The sequence below is a fragment of the Kerstersia sp. genome, from assembly GCF_052103615.1.
GTDB lineage: Bacteria > Pseudomonadota > Gammaproteobacteria > Burkholderiales > Burkholderiaceae_B > Kerstersia.
On sequence record NZ_JBQEKA010000073.1, the window covers coordinates 1 to 15,723 of the forward strand.

A 15,723-nucleotide genomic window follows, 5' to 3' on the forward strand; every position below is an offset into this window, starting at 1 on the left:
CATGATGTTGCCCTTGTGAACCAGCGTGATCGAACTGCGGTCATGGTCGATCGCATATTGCGCGGCTTTGCGCACCAGGCGTTCGGTTCCTTCGCGCGACACCACCTTCACGGCCAGCGAAGCCGTATCCGGGAAGCGGATCTTGCTGCCCGCCCCCAGGCGGTTGCGCAGGAACTCGATCAATTCCTTGGCCTGCTCGGATTCCGCCTGGAATTCGATCCCGGCGTAAATATCCTCGGAGTTTTCACGGAAGATGACCACATCGGTTTTTTCCGGCTCGCGCACCGGCGCCGGCACGCCCTTGAAATACGCCACGGGACGCAGGCAGACATCCAGATCCAGCCGCTGGCGCAGGGCCACGTTCAGGGAACGGATGCCGCCGCCCACCGGGGCGGCCAGCGGCCCCTTGATAGACACGACGTATTCGCGCAGCGCATCCAGGGTTTCGTCCGGCAACAGCATGTCCGGCCCGTACACCCGGGTCGCCTTGGCTCCGGCAAAGACTTCCATCCAGTGAATGGCGCGTTTGCCGCCATAGGCTTTCTCGACGGCGGCAGCCACGACCGACTGCATGACCGGCGTGATATCCACGCCTATGCCATCGCCCTCTATAAAAGGAATGATGACCTGATCGGGAACATTCAGCGAGCCATCGCTATTGACTGTAATTTTCTGGCCCTGCTCTGGAACCTTGATGTGCTGGAAAGACATAGGCGCTCGTATGCTTTTGGTTCAACGCTTGTGCGACACTGCCTGGCCTACGGGCGGCCGGTGGCCGCGCCGTCCCTCCTTGCGCCGCATGCGGCGTGTCCAGGCAGACTGATCAGCGATTTTATCCTGCATCCGGCAATCGCGCCGCCTTAGGGGCCCGCGCGGCCTGCGCGCCAGAGGAATTGGCGGCCCGCATCACGCCTGGCGCAGCGGGGCAATGCGTGGTGAGAACAACACAACTTGTCAAGCGTCTGACCTGCGTAGTAGAATAGCCGTCTTTACGAGACACGATTTGTGTCCCGAGCCGTATTTTTGAGCTGGCGCCTCACCCCTGACCCTTACGGGTCCTGCTGGCGCCCCCGCGAATGCGGTGCTGTAGCGCGATTACCGCGCCATGGCAGAGCAACACGGGTTTTTATATTCAACAGACGCCTGCAGCCTGGCCACAAAGGCAGGGCGACCAGCCTGAAACATGGTTGGCAGCGACATTTATTGACTAGAGGTGCAACCATGGCACGCGTATGCCAAGTGACCGGCAAGGGCCCAGCGGTGGGCAACAACGTTTCGCACGCGAACAACAAGACCAAACGCCGTTTCCTGCCCAACCTGCAATCGCGCCGGTTCTGGGTTGAAAGCGAAAATCGCTGGGTTCGCCTGCGCGTTTCCGCCAACGCCCTGCGCACCATCGACAAGCACGGCATCGACGCCGTCCTGGCCGAGCTGCGCGCCCGCGGCCAAGCCGCCTAAGCAGCCCAGCTGCATTTCACTAGGAGCACACCATGGCCAAAGGTATTCGCGAAAAGATCAAGCTGGAATCCACTGCCGGCACCGGTCACTTCTACACGACCAGCAAAAACAAGCGCAATATGCCCGAGAAGATGCTGATCAAGAAGTTTGATCCCGTCGCTCGCAAGCACGTGGACTACAAAGAAACCAAGCTGAAGTAAGCCACTGCGCTGCATTAGCCTGAAAGGCCCTGTTTTTACAGGGCCTTTTCTTTTGCCGGAACGGCGCGCCATCGTTTGCGCGCAGCGGCAATCAAGGGTTATCCCTGATTAATCTATCTTCCGCCCGGACAGACACGCGACTTATACTTATATTGACGATAACTATTGGACGCTGCCATCATGTCCCGCCTCCGCCGCCTTGCCCTGGGCCTGCTGCTGGGCTCTTCCTTGAGCCTGACCGCCTTCCAGGCTTCCGCCGAAAAGCCGCTGCGCATCGGTGAAGTCAACAGCTACAAAGCCATTCCTGCTTTTCTGGAACCCTACAAACTGGGCTGGGAACTGGCACGCGATGAGATCAATGCCCGCGGCGGCATCCTGGGGCGTCCGGTAGAAGTCGTCTGGCGCGATGACAACGCCAATCCGGGCGAATCGGTACGCGCCGCCCAGGAATTGCTATCGCGTGAACGCGTGGAAGTGCTGTTCGGCGGTTTTCTGTCTCATACCGGCCTGGCGCTGACGGACTTCGCCCGTCAACGCAAAGTTTTCTTCCTGGCCGCAGAACCCCTGACCGACAAAATCACCTGGGGCAGCGGCAACCGCTACACCTTCAGGTTGCGCCCGTCCACCTGGATGCACGTGGCCGCCCTGGCTCCCGAGGCCATCGCGCTGAAGAAAAAGCGCTGGGCCATCGTCTATCCCGACTATGAGTATGGGCAATCCGCAGTCGCCACCTTCAAGGAAATGCTGCGCGCCGCCCAGCCGGATGTCGAATTCGTTGCTGAAATCGCCACGCCGCTCAACAAACTCGATGCCGGCCCTGTGGTGCAGGCGCTGGCCGATGCCAAACCGGACGCCATTTTCAATGTCCTGTTCGCCGCCGACCTGACGCGTTTTGTACGCGAAGGCAATACACGCGGCCTGTTCGAAGGCCGCGATGTGGTGTCGGTGCTTTCCGGCGAACCCGAATACCTGGAAGCCCTGGGCGCGGAAACTCCCAAGGGCTGGATTGTCACCGGCTACCCCTGGTATGCCATCGACACGCCGCAGAACCAGGCCTTCGTCAACGCCTATCAGGAACGCTTCAAGCAGAACCCCAAGGTCGGCTCGGTCGTGGGCTATGCCTCGCTGATGTCCCTGGCCGCTGGCATCGAGAAAGCCGGCAGCACCGATACCGAAGCCCTGATCCAGGCCTTCCGCGGCCTGCAGCTCGACAGCCCCTATGGGCCCATCGAATATCGCGACCTCGACCACCAATCGACGCTGGGCGTTTATGTGGGCACCACCGATCTTGAGAACGGCGAAGGCGTCATGCGCAATATCCGCTATCTGGATGGCGCCACGCTGCAACCCGGCGATGACACCGTGCGCCGTTTGAGGACTGCGCCGCGATGAGTTTCAGCGGGCTGCTGCTGCAGCTGCTCAATGGCCTGGCCGACGCCAGCGCGCTGTTTCTGGTTGCAGCAGGGCTATCGCTGGTCTTCGGCGTGACGCGCATCGTCAACTTTGCCCACGGCTCCTTCTACATGCTGGGCATGTACCTGGCGGTCAGCCTGACCCGCTACGCCGCCCACTGGAGCGCCGGCAGTCCCTGGGAAGGCGCTGCTTATTGGCTGGCGCTGCCGCTGGCAGCGCTGGCCATAGGCCTGCTGGGCGGTTTGCTGGAAATTGTTGTCCTGCGCCGCATCTATCGCGCCCCGGAGCTCTTCCAGCTGCTGGCCACTTTCGCCTTCGTGCTGCTGCTGGGCGATCTCGCGCTGGCCGTCTGGGGGCCTGCCGATCAGTTCGCCGCGCGCGCTCCCGGCCTGGGCCATGCCATCGAATTACTGGGGCGGCGCTTTCCTGCCTATGACCTGTTCCTGATTGTCGCCGGGCCTGCCGTGCTGGGGCTGTTATGGCTGCTGCAGCAACGCACGCGCTGGGGCATGCTGCTGCGCGCCGCAGCCGAAAACCGCGACATGCTCTCCGCCCTGGGCGTAAACCAGGCGCTGCTCTTTACCAGCGCGTTTGTTATCGGCGCTTTCCTCGCCGGCCTGGGCGGCGCGCTGGCAGCGCCACGCACCCCCGCCACGCTGGGCCTGGATATCGAAGTCATTGCCAGCGCGTTTGTCGTCGTCGTGGTGGGCGGCCTGGGCTCCATTCCGGGCGCGTTCCTGGCGGCCCTGCTGATCTGCGAAATCAAGGCGCTGTGCATTTTCATCGGCGACGTCACGATTGCCGGGCAAGTCTTCAGCCTGTCCCGCCTGACACTTGCCGCCGAATTCATTGTGATGGCCCTGGTGCTGGTCTGGCGCCCCTGGGGACTGCTGGGCAAGCCGCTGCCTGCCCCGGCCCCGGAACGGGGCGCCGCCGCCTTGCGGCCCGCCGGACGCCGCCAGCAACTGGCCTACGGGCTGCTGCTGGTCTTGCTCGCCGCATTGCCTCTCATGGCCGATACCTGGCCGTATCTCACCATTCTGGGCACCGACATTCTGATTGCCGCGCTGTTTGCCGCCAGCCTGCACTTTCTGATCGGTCCTGCCGGCATGCACTCATTCGGCCATGCCGCCTGGTTCGGCCTGGGCGCCTACGGCGCGGCTTTCGCCGCCATTCATGCTGGCCTGCCCATGGAAACCGCGTTGTTGCTGGGGCCGCTGCTGGCCGTGTTGGCCGCCCTGCTATTCGGCTGGTTCTGCGTCCGCCTGTCCGGCGTTTATATGGCGATGCTGACCTTGGCCTGCGCACAGATCATCTGGGCCCTGGCCTATCAATTCGACAGTCTGACCGGCGGCAGCAACGGCCTGATAGGCCTTTGGCCGCCGCCCTGGCTGGATACGCCGCAAGCCTATTACTATCTCAGCCTGACGGCATGCGCCGTGTGCATCTTCCTGCTGCGGCGGCTGATTTTTTCCCCCTTGGGGCTGGGCCTGCGCGCCACACGCGACCATAGCGCGCGCGCCCAGGCACTCGGCATGAACACGCGCAAGCTGCAGTGGGCAGGCTTTATCGCGGCCGCTTTTTTTGCCGGCATGGCAGGCTCGCTCTATGCCTTCTCCAAAGGCAGCATCGCGCCTGACGTCCTAGCCGTCGGCCGTTCGGTCGATGGCCTGGTCATGGTCATGCTGGGCGGCCTGAATTCACTGGCCGGGCCGCTGGCCGGCGCCAGCGCCTACACCTGGCTGCATGATGCCGTCGCCCGCATCACGGAATACTGGCATGCTGTGCTGGGCCTCATTATCCTGCTCCTGGTCGTGCTGTTACCCGGCGGCCTGCTGGGCGGCCGCCGCCAGGCTGCGCTGGCCACAGGAGCGTCCCATGCCTGATCCGGCATCCCTGCCCGCCCCCTCTCTTGACCCGCGCCCGCCGCTGTTGCAAGTCGATGGCCTGCGCCAGGAATTCGGCGGTGTCACCGCCCTGGACGGCATTTCCTTTGAACTGCGGGCAGGCGAGATACTGGCCTTGATCGGCCCCAATGGCGCAGGCAAATCCACCTGCTTCAACATTCTTGGCGGCCAGGCCAGGCCAACCGCCGGTTCCGTGCGCTTTGACGGCCGCGAACTGACACGGCTCAGCCCGCAGGCCATCTGGCGCCTGGGCATAGGCCGCACCTTTCAGACTGCCGCCACCTTTGCCACCCTGAGCGCGCAGGAAAATGTGCAAGCCGCCCTGCTGTCACGCGACCGCCGCCTGATGCGTCTCTGGCGCCGGGCCGACCGCTACCGGCCTCAAGAAGCGCTCGCCCTGCTGGCGCAGGTGGGATTGGCGGAGCAGGCGGCGCGCCCCGCTGGCGTGCTGACCTACGGCGACGTCAAACGGCTGGAACTGGCTCTGGCGCTGGCGCACGCCCCCCGGCTGCTGCTGATGGATGAGCCTGCCGCGGGCATGAATAGCGCGGAGCGCCACGCGCTCATGGATCTGGTGCGCGCGCTGGTCGAGCAACATCAGCTGGCCGTGCTTTTTACCGAGCACAGCCTGGATGTTGTCTTCCGCCACGCCAGCCGTGTCGCCGTCCTGGCGCAAGGCCGTTTGATTGCCCTGGACAGCCCCGCCGCCATTGCCGCCGACCCGCAAGTCCGGCGCGCCTATCTCGGTAACGATAGTTTCCAGCGGCGCCATTGACAGTCCTGGGTAAAGCCGCATTCCCGCGCTGCCTGCAATGCAACATTTCCGGTTGCCCATCAACGTATCCTGCCGCTAATTCTTTTTCCTGAAACAGGAAAAAGAAAGCGCCAGCATTTCTCCATACGGAGAAAAAGCGGCATTCATGCCACGCCATGCAACCGCACTTCACCATCTGAAATTAACACCCTGCAAGACGTTGATTTAATACATAAAAAGCGTAATCACCATATACGCCGAAATGCTTTTCGGGTAAAAAGCCTGAAAGACGTTCGCTGCAATGCAACATGCCGCGGCAATAAAAGTTTCAATCAAGGTGGAGTCAATAATGTCTGATCGCATTTCGCGTCACGGCCTGCGTATCGCGCAGGAACTGGACGAATTCCTTTCCAATGAAGCCCTGCCCGCTGCCGGTATTCAGGCAGATGCCTTCTGGGCTGGTTTTGCCGCCCTCGTCAAGGATCTCACGCCCCGCAACCAACAACTGCTGGATGAACGCGATCGCCTCCAGCAGCAACTGGATCAGTGGCACACCGAACATCCCGGCCCGGTCACCGACACTGCCGCCTACCGCGCATTCCTGGAAAGCATCGGCTATTTGCAGCCTCTGCCCACGGCCGTATCCGCCGGTTCGGATAATGTCGATGAAGAAATCGCCATACAGGCCGGCCCGCAACTGGTGGTGCCCGCCAGCAACGCCCGCTATGCCCTGAACGCTGCCAACGCCCGCTGGGGCAGCCTGTACGACGCGCTCTATGGCACCGATGCCATCCCGCGCGAAGACGGGGCGCCCACCCAAGGCTATGACCCGGTGCGCGGAGCGCAAGTCATCGCGCGCGGCCGGACGCTGCTCGATGAAGCCGCGCCATTGCAGCAAGGCTCCCACGCCGAAGCCACCCGCTACCGCATCATCAATGGCCAGTTGCAGATCAGCCTGGGCGGCACCGTCACGGCGCTGCGCGACCCTGGCCAGCTGCGCGGCTATCGCGGCCCGGCGGAAGCCCCGCAATCCCTGCTGCTGCAAAATAACGGCCTGCATCTGGATATCCAGTTCGACCCGGAGCATCCGATAGGCCGAACCGATCCGGCGCATATCAAGGATATCGTGCTGGAAGCCGCGCTCAGCACCATTATCGACTGCGAGGATTCCGTTGCCGCCGTCGATGCCGCTGACAAAACCCTGATCTATCGCAACTGGCTGGGCCTGATCCTCGGCACCCTGACCGAATCGGTCAGCAAAGACGGCAAAACCTTCACCCGCCGCCTTAATCCCGACCGTGAATACACCACGCCCGATGGCGGCAAGCTGGCGCTGCACGGCCGCTCCCTGCTGTTCGTGCGCAACGTCGGCCATCTCATGCGCAACCCGGCCATTCTGGATGCCCAGGGCGCCGACATCTTCGAAGGCATTCTGGATGCGGTGGTCACCACCCTGGCCGCCCTGCCCGACCTCAGCAGCGGCCGCAACTCCCGCCGCCGCTCGATTTACATCGTCAAGCCCAAGATGCACGGCCCGGCCGAAGTCCGTTTTGCCGACGAACTGTTCACGCGTGTCGAAGACCTCTTCGGCCTGCCGCGCCATACCGTCAAGCTTGGCATCATGGACGAAGAGCGCCGTACCAGCGTGAATCTGCTGGCCAGCATCGCTGTGGCCCCGGCACGCGTGGCCTTTATCAACACCGGCTTCCTGGACCGCACCGGCGATGAAATCCACAGCATCATGAATGCCGGCCCGGTCCTGCGCAAGGGAGACATGAAACACTCCGCCTGGATTCAGGCCTACGAGCGCAATAATGTGCTGGCCGGGCTGCATGCCGGCCTGGGTGGCCGGGCGCAAATCGGCAAAGGCATGTGGGCCATGCCCGACCTGATGGCTGCCATGCTGGAGCAGAAAATTGCCCACCCCAAGGCGGGCGCCAATACCGCCTGGGTGCCATCGCCCACCGCCGCCGTGCTGCATGCCATTCACTATCATCAGATCAATGTGCATGCCGTGCAGCGCGAGCTGGCGCAGACCGCTTATCTGCAAGTCCGTGATGCGCTGCTGGAAGATCTGCTGCACATCCCCGTGGTGGCCAAGCCGGACTGGAACGCCGAAGACATCCAGCGTGAGCTGGATAACAACGCCCAGGGGATATTGGGCTATGTGGTGCGCTGGGTTGACCAGGGTGTCGGTTGCTCCAAAGTGCCGGATATCAACAACATCGGCCTGATGGAAGACCGGGCCACCTTGCGGATTTCCAGCCAGCATATCGCCAATTGGCTGCACCACGGCATCGTCAACGCCGAACAGGTCGAAGCCACGCTGCGCCGCATGGCAGCAGTCGTCGATCAGCAGAACGCCGGGGATCCCGCCTACCGCAAGATGGCAGGCCACTTCGATACCTCACTGGCGTTCCAGGCAGCCCGCGCGCTGGTCTTCCAGGGCCGCGAGCAGCCCAACGGCTACACCGAGCCGCTGCTGCATGCCTATCGCCTGAAGGTCAAGGCGCAGGGCTAAACCCCAAAGCCCGCAACAACGGTACGGGACAGCGCCACGGCATAAACGGCCGGGCGCTGTTTCCCTGCCGCGGGGCGCTGTCTCCCCGCCGGCTCAGGGCGCCCTGCGCGCCTGCCGGCGGCGCCATGCCGCGCAAGCGGCTAATGGAAACACCGGGGCACCTCGGGGCACGCCGAGGCACCTCGGGGCACACCTAGGTAGTCTGGGTACGCCGGTTCCTGCCTGCTCTTACGGCAACTCCGCCGGATAGCTATCCAGCGCCAGGCGGATCTGGCGGCCAATATCCACTGCGCTCAAATGCGCCTGGATCGCGCCATAGAACACGCCATCACGCACCACGAACATCGCCGGCAGGTGAAAGACTTCGTAGCGTTCCACCAGGCCGCCGTTATCGCCCGCGTCCACCCAGGCCAGCCTGGCCACGGGCAGGCGCATGTCAGGCAGCTGGCGCTGCGCCACCGCGCAATTGGCACAGGTTCTGCTGTGGAAAATCACCAGCGTCGTGCCGCTCGCATCCAGCAGAAAACGATCCGCCGTCCCGTCGTTCAATTCCGTTTCGGGCAAACCGGTATCGTCGCGCGCCCCTTCGTACTCTTCATCCCTGCCAGGCCTGCCGTCACGCCAGTCCATCACCGTCTTTCCTCGTAACGCCCCATGCGGGCGCCGTCTGTGTCTCTTCCATGCACCGCGCGCGGATCCCCCGCGCCTGCCATGCACACCTGTGCAGCACTTGCCAGCACGCCTGTCAGCCACATCGTAGCCTGTCCCCAGGCGCCATGGGACAATGACAGCTTCTGTTGTGTTGCCGGCGCTGCGTATCCATGCCCTCCCTCCTGACTGAGCTGTCCTCCCCCCTATCCGCCCTCGTGCTGCTGCTGGCCGGGCTGCTGCTTGGCTTGATCGCCGCCGCCCTGCTGCTGCGCGCCCGCCAGCGCCATGCCATCGACAGCGCTTGCCTGGCGCTGCAAGCGGAGCTGGGCACGGCCCAGGTACGCCAGCAAGCGCGTGAGGCAGAAATCCTTAGCCTGCATCAGCGTCTGGAAGACCAGACCGAGCAGACCGAATACTGGCGCGCCGCGCTGGAATCGCTGCGCGGCGAACACGCCACGCTGGAAGAACGCCTGGCGGGCAGGCAGGCGCAGCTGGACGCGGAGCGGGAACGCCACGCAGAAAAAATTGCGCTCTTGCAGGATGCGCGCAATACCCTGGCCGACCAGTTCCGCAGCCTGGCCAATGACATTCTGGAAGACAAGAGCCGCCGCTTCACGCAGGCCAACCGGGAAAACCTCGATCAGGTGCTGCAACCCCTGCGCGAACGCCTGCATGAATTCCGCGGCAAGATAGAAGAAATCCACGGCCAGGACATTGCGCAGCACGCCAGCCTGAAAGCAGAACTGGCGCAGCTCAAGGCACTGAACCAGCAGATGAGCGAAGAAGCCCACGGCCTGGCCGTCGCGCTCAAAGGCCAGGCCAAAAAACAAGGCAACTGGGGCGAACTGGTGCTGGAAAACGTTCTGGAACGCTCCGGCCTGGAAGACGGCCGCGACTACCGGCGCGAAGTCAGCTTCCAGACCGAAGACGGCCGGCGCCGCCCGGATGCCATTCTCTATCTGCCCCAGGGCAAACACCTGATTATCGACGCCAAAGCCTCGCTCAATGCCTACACCCGCTACGTCAATAGCGATGACCCGGCGCAACGCGCCCAGGCGCTGAAAGAACACGTCGCCGCCATTGGCAGCCGCATCAAGGAACTCTCCGACCGCTCTTACTTTCAGTTGCCAGGCTTGAATACCCCGGAGATGGTCTTTATGTTCATCCCCATTGAATCTGCCTTTGCTGAAGCCATGCGGGCCGACAGCGAACTGTTCCAGCGGGCCATAGAAAGCAATGTGCTGGTCACGACGCCCACCACCTTGCTGTCCAGTCTGAATATCGTGCGCCAGCTCTGGCGCTTCGAAGCCCAGAACCGCCACACCATGGAGCTGGCCGAACGCGCCTCTGGCGTTTATCGCAAACTCGCCGGTTTTCTGGACAGCATGGAAGAAGTCGGCAAGGCGCTGGAACGTGCCCGCGATGCCCACCATACCGCCATGAACCGCCTGGTTTCAGGACGCGGCAATCTGATTCAGCAAGCCAATGACTTCCAGCGCCTGGGCGTTGCCGTGCAAGGCAATCTGCCGGCGCACCTGGTTCAGCGCGCCGCCCTGGAGCTGGCTGATCCAGATCAGCCAGATCAGCCGGATCATCCGGAGCAGCCGGATACTGGCGCCGCCAGTGCCGCTGGCAACCCTCCGGCCGACCCGCCAGCCCCATCATGACAGCGCACGCTGTCAACCTGCGCCGTCTCGCAGACTTGGGCATCGACATCGTCGAAGCGCGTTCCCGGCGGCATTTTGCCCGGCATATCCATGATGAATTCGGCATCGGCCTGATCATGACCGGCGCGCAGCGCTCGGCCAGCGGCCGGGGCCAGGTGGAGGCGCTCGCCGGTGACCTCATTTCGGTCAACCCGGGTGAAGTGCATGATGGCATGCCGGTAGGCGGCGAAGCGCGCTGCTGGCATATGCTGTATTTCGCCCCGCCGCTCATTACCGGCGCCCTGGCTGATATGGCGGAAGGTTCGGGCCTGCGCCCCCAGGAGTTCGCCTATCCGGCTCTGCGCAACGCCCAGGCCGCCCCCCTGTTCCGCAAGCTGTATCAGGCCGTCGCTCACGCCGCGCCCGGCAGCGAACGGCTGGCCCTGGACGAAACCCTGCCGCTGCTGCTGAGCTATCTGCTGGATCGCCCCTTGCCCGTGGCAGCAGCGCGCGACACCTCGGCAGTCCGCGCCAAAACCATGATAGATGACGCCCCGCACGCGCACTTATCGCTCGCCGAACTGGCCCGGGAAGCAGACATGAGCCGCTTCCAGCTGGTCCGCGCTTTTGCCCGCCTGACCGGGCTGACACCCCATGCGTATCTGGTGCAGCGGCGCATACAGCGGGTGCGGCAACTCATTGCCAGCGGCATGCCGCTGGCGGACGCCGCCCTGGCCTGCGGCTTTTCAGATCAAAGCCATATGACCCGGTGCTTTGTAAGCTGCTTCGGCTTTTCCCCCGGCCTGTATGCCCGCCAAGCCCGCCAGGCCCGCCATCGCCATCACGCCTTCCCGGCCTGAAACGCCCCCGCTGGCCATAAGCGCCCGTTACAGGCGCTGCAATTTTTTGCAAGACGCGCCCGCCCGCGCATCACAGACTGACGCCTCCCCCTTTGGATCGGAGCACTGTCTTGTCTTTTCCCGTCTGTCCCTTCCCGCCCATGCCTTGCCATGGCCTGCCCAAGCCGCCATGGCGCGGCGCCGCTGAGGCCTCGCGCCCGGCCCCTGGCGCCACACTGGCTGTCTGCCGCCGCCTGACGCCCTCCTTCCCCCAGGCGGATGCCTGGGCCCCAGCACGCACCCGAGGCAAGAACACACCATGACCCTCGAATTCCTCCTGACCTCATTCATCGTGGTGGCTTCGCCCGGCACCGGTGCCGTTTACACGATTGCCGCAGGGCTGGCGCACGGGCGGCGTGCCAGCGTGGTGGCCGCCTTCGGCTGCACCCTGGGCATCGTGCCCCACCTCCTGGCCGCGCTGACAGGCCTGGCGGCCCTGTTGCACACCAGCGCGCTGGCGTTCGAAACCGTGAAATATCTGGGGGTCGCCTATCTGCTCTGGATGGCCTGGATGACCCTGCAAAGCCGGGGCAGCTTGCGGATAGACATAGAGGACGCATCACCGGACGACACCCCGCGCTCGCATGGCGCCACCGTGCTGTCCGGCATTCTGCTCAATCTGCTGAATCCGAAACTCTCCATTTTTTTCCTGGCGTTCCTGCCGCAGTTCATTTCTCCGGACGCCCCCCGCGCCACCTTGCAGATGCTGATGCTGAGCCTGGTCTTCATGGCCATGACCTTCGTCGTCTTCACCCTGTACGGCCTGTTTGCCGCCGCCATGCGGCAGCATGTGCTGGAGCGTCCAGCGGTCCTGCGCGGGATGCGCCGCGCTTTTGCGGCGGCCTTTGTCCTGCTGGCCGCGCGTTTGCTGGCGCTGCACCGCTAGGCCACTAAGTCACTAGGCCGCTAGACCACTAGACCGTTAAGCCGCTAGACCGTTAGGTCGTTAAGCCGTTACCCCGCCCCTATTTGCGCCATCATCTGGGGGCATCGCCCGGCGCCTTTATCCCGGTGCCGGGCAAAAAAATTTTGACTGGCAGAGAGCTGCCACATAAAATATCTTTAATTAAAGATAGTTAATTTAAAGATAATGCAAACAGAAGCGCTACCCGGGTCATCCGCTGCGATGATCGCTGATGCGGACAGCCGCGCCGCCAACGAAGATTTTGTGGACGGCATTCTGGGCCAGTGGCAGCAGCATGCGCCTGGCGCCGATATCTCTCCCATGCATGTCACCAGCCGCATCTGGCGGCTGGCGGCCCTGCTGGATCGCGATATGCAACGGCAGTTCCGGGCCCATGCCCTGCAAATGGGCGATTTTGATGTGCTGGCCGCCCTCTACCGCAGCGGCCCGCCCTACTCGCTGCATCCGCAGCAGCTCACCCAGCAGTTGCTGCTGACCTCGGGCGCCATGACTTACCGGCTGGATTCCCTGGAAAAACGCGGCCTGATCGTGCGCGCCCCGAATCCGGATGACCGCCGCAGCATTTTCGTCAGCCTGACCACAGATGGCCAAAGCACTTTGCTGGCCTCACTGGACACCTATATGGCGGAAATGAAGCGCGTTCTGGCGCCGCTCAATGCAACGGAAAGCCTGGCGCTGGCCGCCTTGCTGCGCAAACTCCTTTTGCCCTACGACCACGGCTGACCGGGCGCCGCCACTGGCCGTCCATCGTTTTCGGTCCCCGCTTTCCGCCTACCGCATCATCCCAATTTCCCAGACAATCAGGCATTCACTTATGAAACTCCGCCCTGGCCAACTGCTCTGTATCGCCGCCATCCTGCTGGTCGGCCTCAACCTGCGTCCCGCCCTGGCCGTCATCAGCCCGCTGATCGAAACCATACGCGCGGCCACGGGCCTGAGCTATCAGGCCATGGGCTGGGTGACCGGCCTGCCCATCATGGCCATGGGCTTTCTGGCCCTGGCCGGCTCGACGGTTTACCGCCTGGGCATGCGCCGGGGCGTCGCCATCGGCATCCTGCTGGTGTTCGCCGCCTGCCTGCTGCGGCTGCTGGCGGCGGATCCGGCCTGGCTGCTGGGCAGCGCCCTGCTGGCCGGCATCGGTATCGGCATTACCCAAACCCTGGTGCCTGGCTTCATCAAGCAGCACTTTCCCCAACAGATAGATACGCTGATGGCCTTGTACGTCAGCATGATTATGGGCGGCGCCGCCATGTCCGCCGCCGGCACGCCTGTCCTGCTGCACAGCATGACCTGGGAACCCGCACTGGCGATGTGGGCGCTGCCGGCCTTGCTCGGCCTGGCGCTCTGGCTGCTGGCCACCCGCGCGTTCCGCGACCCGGCACGCATGCCCGCCACGGCGGCAACGCCCGCTGCCGCTGCCTCCGCCGTTACCGTCCTGCGCCCCTGGCGCCATGCGCGCGCCTGGCTGCTGGCCGGCCTGTTCTGCGCCTCGGGCAGCTGCTATACGCTGGCCCTGGCCTGGCTCGCCCCTTACTACATCGAACTGGGCGCATCCCCGCAACGCGCCGGCCTGCTGCTGGCCGTCCTTACCCTGTTTGAAGTTGCAGCCGGATTCCTGGTCGCCTGGCTTGCCCCGCGCAACCCGGACCGCCGCTACCTGCTGGCTGGCTGCACTCTGCTGGCCTCGGCAGGCTACCTGATGCTGGCCTGGATACCCTTGGCAGCCCCCTGGCTCATCATCGCCATCCTGGGCCTGGGCATAGGCGCGCTCTTCCCGCTGACGCTCATTCTGGCCATGGATCACGCCAGCGTGCCGCGCAATGCCGGGGTACTGGCCGCCTTTGTCCAGGGTATCGGCTATCTGGTGGCCGGCCTGCTGCCTTTTGCCGCCGGCCAGCTGCGCGACAGCCTGGGCAGCCTGGAATCCGCCTGGAGCCTGATGGCCGGCGTGGTGCTGCTTTCGCTGATCCTGATCCGGCGCGCTTCTCCGGCCAGCGCCAAGGCCTTTGACCAGCACTGCCGCCAAGGTTAGCCGCCCGGCGGCGCATCCCCCTATAATGGATACCTTCTTGCGCGGCCAGCTGGCCGCGCTCATTATTTTCTGAATGACGTGAATATCATGCAGGATCGCTACCAGCCCCTCGTCGTCGAATCCCTGGCCCAGCAAGACTGGCAAGGCCGCGACGCCTATCGTGTCACCGAGCATGCCAAGAATGCTGACGGCTCGGAAAAGCCGAAGTTCTACGCATGCAGCATGCTGCCCTACCCCAGCGGCAAGCTACACATGGGGCATGTGCGCAACTACACCATCAACGACATGATGACGCGCCAGCTGCGCATGCGCGGCTACAACGTCCTGATGCCCATGGGTTGGGACGCCTTTGGCATGCCGGCGGAAAACGCCGCCATCAAGTCCAAGGTGCCGCCCGCCAAGTGGACCTACGACAACATCGCCTACATGAAGAAGCAGATGAAGGCGATGGGTCTGGCGATCGACTGGTCGCGCGAAATGTGCGCCTGCGATCCGTCTTACTACAAATGGAACCAATGGCTGTTCCTGAAAATGCTTGAAAAAGGCATTGCCTACCGCAAGACCCAGACCGTCAACTGGGATCCGGTAGATCAGACCGTGCTGGCCAATGAGCAAGTGGTCGATGGCCGCGGCTGGCGCTCTGGCGCCCCCGTGGAAAAACGTGAAATTCCCGGCTATTACCTGCGCATCACCGACTACGCCGAAGAACTGCACGAAACGCTGGAAGGCGGGCTGCCCGGCTGGCCGGAACGCGTGCGCATCATGCAGGACAACTGGATCGGCAAGAGCCAGGGCGTGCGTTTCGCCTTCAAGCACGACATTCATGATGACAGCGGCGCCCTGATCCAGGACGGCCTGATGTACGTCTTTACCACGCGTGCCGACACCGTCATGGGTGTGACCTTCTGCGCGGTGGCGCCGGAACATCCGCTGGCCCGCCATGCGGCCCGCAACAACCCCGAGCTGGCGGCATTCATCGAAAAAGTGCGCCAGGGCGGCACTTCCGAAGCGGAAATCGCCACGCGGGAAAAAGAAGGCCTGCCCACCGGCCTGAGCGTCACGCACCCGCTGACAGGCGCCCAGATTCCGGTCTGGGTCGGCAACTACGTCCTGATGAGCTACGGCGACGGCGCGGTCATGGGCGTCCCGGCGCACGACGAACGCGATTTCGCTTTCGCGCTGAAGTATCAGCTGCCTATCCGCCAGGTGATCGCGCTGGACGGCAAGACCTTCTCCGACCAAACCTGGCAGGACTGGTACGGCGACAAGCAGGCTGGCGTCACCATCAACTCCGACAAATACGATGGCCTGGCCTAT

14 protein-coding genes are annotated in these 15,723 nt (G+C 63.6%); 12 read left to right on the forward strand and 2 right to left on the reverse strand.

Translation table 11 applies throughout. The features are described 5' to 3' along the window. Positions 1–711, reverse strand: a 711-nt coding sequence (locus tag ACTJGZ_RS12795; protein ID WP_441663302.1) for an isocitrate/isopropylmalate family dehydrogenase, incomplete at its 3' end; no start/stop codon positions are given. A gap of 510 nt (positions 712–1,221) precedes the next feature. Here ACTJGZ_RS12795 and rpmB point away from each other — a divergent pair. The 6 genes from rpmB to ACTJGZ_RS12825 all read left to right on the forward strand — a co-directional run bounded on the left by rpmB (position 1,222) and on the right by ACTJGZ_RS12825 (position 8,253). Beyond that, a complete protein-coding gene (gene rpmB / locus ACTJGZ_RS12800; protein ID WP_441663303.1) occupies positions 1,222–1,458 on the forward strand; it encodes a 50S ribosomal protein L28 in 237 nt (78 codons plus the stop codon). A 32-nt stretch (positions 1,459–1,490) separates the two neighbouring features. Continuing rightward, complete coding sequence (rpmG, locus tag ACTJGZ_RS12805) at positions 1,491–1,658, forward strand: 50S ribosomal protein L33 (RefSeq protein WP_068366564.1); 168 nt, start codon at positions 1,491–1,493, stop codon at positions 1,656–1,658. A 180-nt stretch (positions 1,659–1,838) separates the two neighbouring features. Beyond that, positions 1,839–3,050, forward strand: a complete 1,212-nt coding sequence (locus tag ACTJGZ_RS12810) for an ABC transporter substrate-binding protein (RefSeq protein WP_441663304.1) — start codon at positions 1,839–1,841, stop codon at positions 3,048–3,050. Then, positions 3,047–4,957: an ABC transporter permease gene (locus ACTJGZ_RS12815; protein ID WP_441663305.1), complete on the forward strand. Its 1,911-nt coding sequence runs from the start codon at positions 3,047–3,049 to the stop codon at positions 4,955–4,957. The genes ACTJGZ_RS12810 and ACTJGZ_RS12815 overlap by 4 nt, the downstream gene beginning before the upstream one ends. Further along, positions 4,950–5,753, forward strand: coding sequence for an ABC transporter ATP-binding protein (locus ACTJGZ_RS12820; RefSeq protein ID WP_441663306.1), 804 nt, complete (start codon positions 4,950–4,952; stop codon positions 5,751–5,753). The genes ACTJGZ_RS12815 and ACTJGZ_RS12820 overlap by 8 nt, the downstream gene beginning before the upstream one ends. Positions 5,754–6,081: 328 nt before the next feature. Beyond that, positions 6,082–8,253: a malate synthase G gene (locus tag ACTJGZ_RS12825; RefSeq protein ID WP_441663307.1), complete on the forward strand. Its 2,172-nt coding sequence runs from the start codon at positions 6,082–6,084 to the stop codon at positions 8,251–8,253. Positions 8,254–8,481: 228 nt separating this feature from the next. Here the strand turns inward: ACTJGZ_RS12825 and ACTJGZ_RS12830 are convergent, their stop codons facing one another. After that, positions 8,482–8,817, reverse strand: coding sequence for a thioredoxin family protein (locus tag ACTJGZ_RS12830; RefSeq protein WP_441663314.1), 336 nt, complete (start codon positions 8,815–8,817; stop codon positions 8,482–8,484). Between the two features lie 257 nt (positions 8,818–9,074). Here ACTJGZ_RS12830 and rmuC point away from each other — a divergent pair, with 257 nt between their 5' ends. The 6 genes from rmuC to ACTJGZ_RS12860 form a co-directional block, all read left to right on the forward strand. Further along, positions 9,075–10,571: a DNA recombination protein RmuC gene (rmuC, locus tag ACTJGZ_RS12835; protein WP_441663308.1), complete on the forward strand. Its 1,497-nt coding sequence runs from the start codon at positions 9,075–9,077 to the stop codon at positions 10,569–10,571. Then, complete coding sequence (locus ACTJGZ_RS12840; RefSeq protein ID WP_441663309.1) at positions 10,568–11,410, forward strand: AraC family transcriptional regulator; 843 nt, start codon at positions 10,568–10,570, stop codon at positions 11,408–11,410. The genes rmuC and ACTJGZ_RS12840 overlap by 4 nt, the downstream gene beginning before the upstream one ends. A 298-nt stretch (positions 11,411–11,708) precedes the next feature. Continuing rightward, a complete protein-coding gene (locus ACTJGZ_RS12845; protein ID WP_441663310.1) occupies positions 11,709–12,335 on the forward strand; it encodes a LysE family translocator in 627 nt (208 codons plus the stop codon). A 240-nt stretch (positions 12,336–12,575) separates the two neighbouring features. Continuing rightward, positions 12,576–13,097: a MarR family winged helix-turn-helix transcriptional regulator gene (locus ACTJGZ_RS12850; RefSeq protein ID WP_441663311.1), complete on the forward strand. Its 522-nt coding sequence runs from the start codon at positions 12,576–12,578 to the stop codon at positions 13,095–13,097. Between the two features lie 91 nt (positions 13,098–13,188). Then, on the forward strand, positions 13,189–14,406 hold the full coding sequence (locus ACTJGZ_RS12855) for an MFS transporter (protein ID WP_441663312.1): 1,218 nt from the start codon (positions 13,189–13,191) through the stop codon (positions 14,404–14,406). A gap of 87 nt (positions 14,407–14,493) precedes the next feature. Beyond that, on the forward strand, positions 14,494–15,723 hold a 1,230-nt coding region (locus tag ACTJGZ_RS12860; protein ID WP_441663313.1), incomplete at its 3' end, for a class I tRNA ligase family protein.

Coding starts and splice junctions, on each gene's coding strand:
- rpmB (WP_441663303.1), top strand. CDS start 1,222: ATGGCACGCGTATGCCAAGTGACCGGCAAGGGCCCAGCGGTGGGCAAC.
- rpmG (WP_068366564.1), top strand. CDS start 1,491: ATGGCCAAAGGTATTCGCGAAAAGATCAAGCTGGAATCCACTGCCGGC.
- ACTJGZ_RS12810 (WP_441663304.1), top strand. CDS start 1,839: ATGTCCCGCCTCCGCCGCCTTGCCCTGGGCCTGCTGCTGGGCTCTTCC.
- ACTJGZ_RS12815 (WP_441663305.1), top strand. CDS start 3,047: ATGAGTTTCAGCGGGCTGCTGCTGCAGCTGCTCAATGGCCTGGCCGAC.
- ACTJGZ_RS12820 (WP_441663306.1), top strand. CDS start 4,950: ATGCCTGATCCGGCATCCCTGCCCGCCCCCTCTCTTGACCCGCGCCCG.
- ACTJGZ_RS12825 (WP_441663307.1), top strand. CDS start 6,082: ATGTCTGATCGCATTTCGCGTCACGGCCTGCGTATCGCGCAGGAACTG.
- rmuC (WP_441663308.1), top strand. CDS start 9,075: ATGCCCTCCCTCCTGACTGAGCTGTCCTCCCCCCTATCCGCCCTCGTG.
- ACTJGZ_RS12840 (WP_441663309.1), top strand. CDS start 10,568: ATGACAGCGCACGCTGTCAACCTGCGCCGTCTCGCAGACTTGGGCATC.
- ACTJGZ_RS12845 (WP_441663310.1), top strand. CDS start 11,709: ATGACCCTCGAATTCCTCCTGACCTCATTCATCGTGGTGGCTTCGCCC.
- ACTJGZ_RS12850 (WP_441663311.1), top strand. CDS start 12,576: ATGATCGCTGATGCGGACAGCCGCGCCGCCAACGAAGATTTTGTGGAC.
- ACTJGZ_RS12855 (WP_441663312.1), top strand. CDS start 13,189: ATGAAACTCCGCCCTGGCCAACTGCTCTGTATCGCCGCCATCCTGCTG.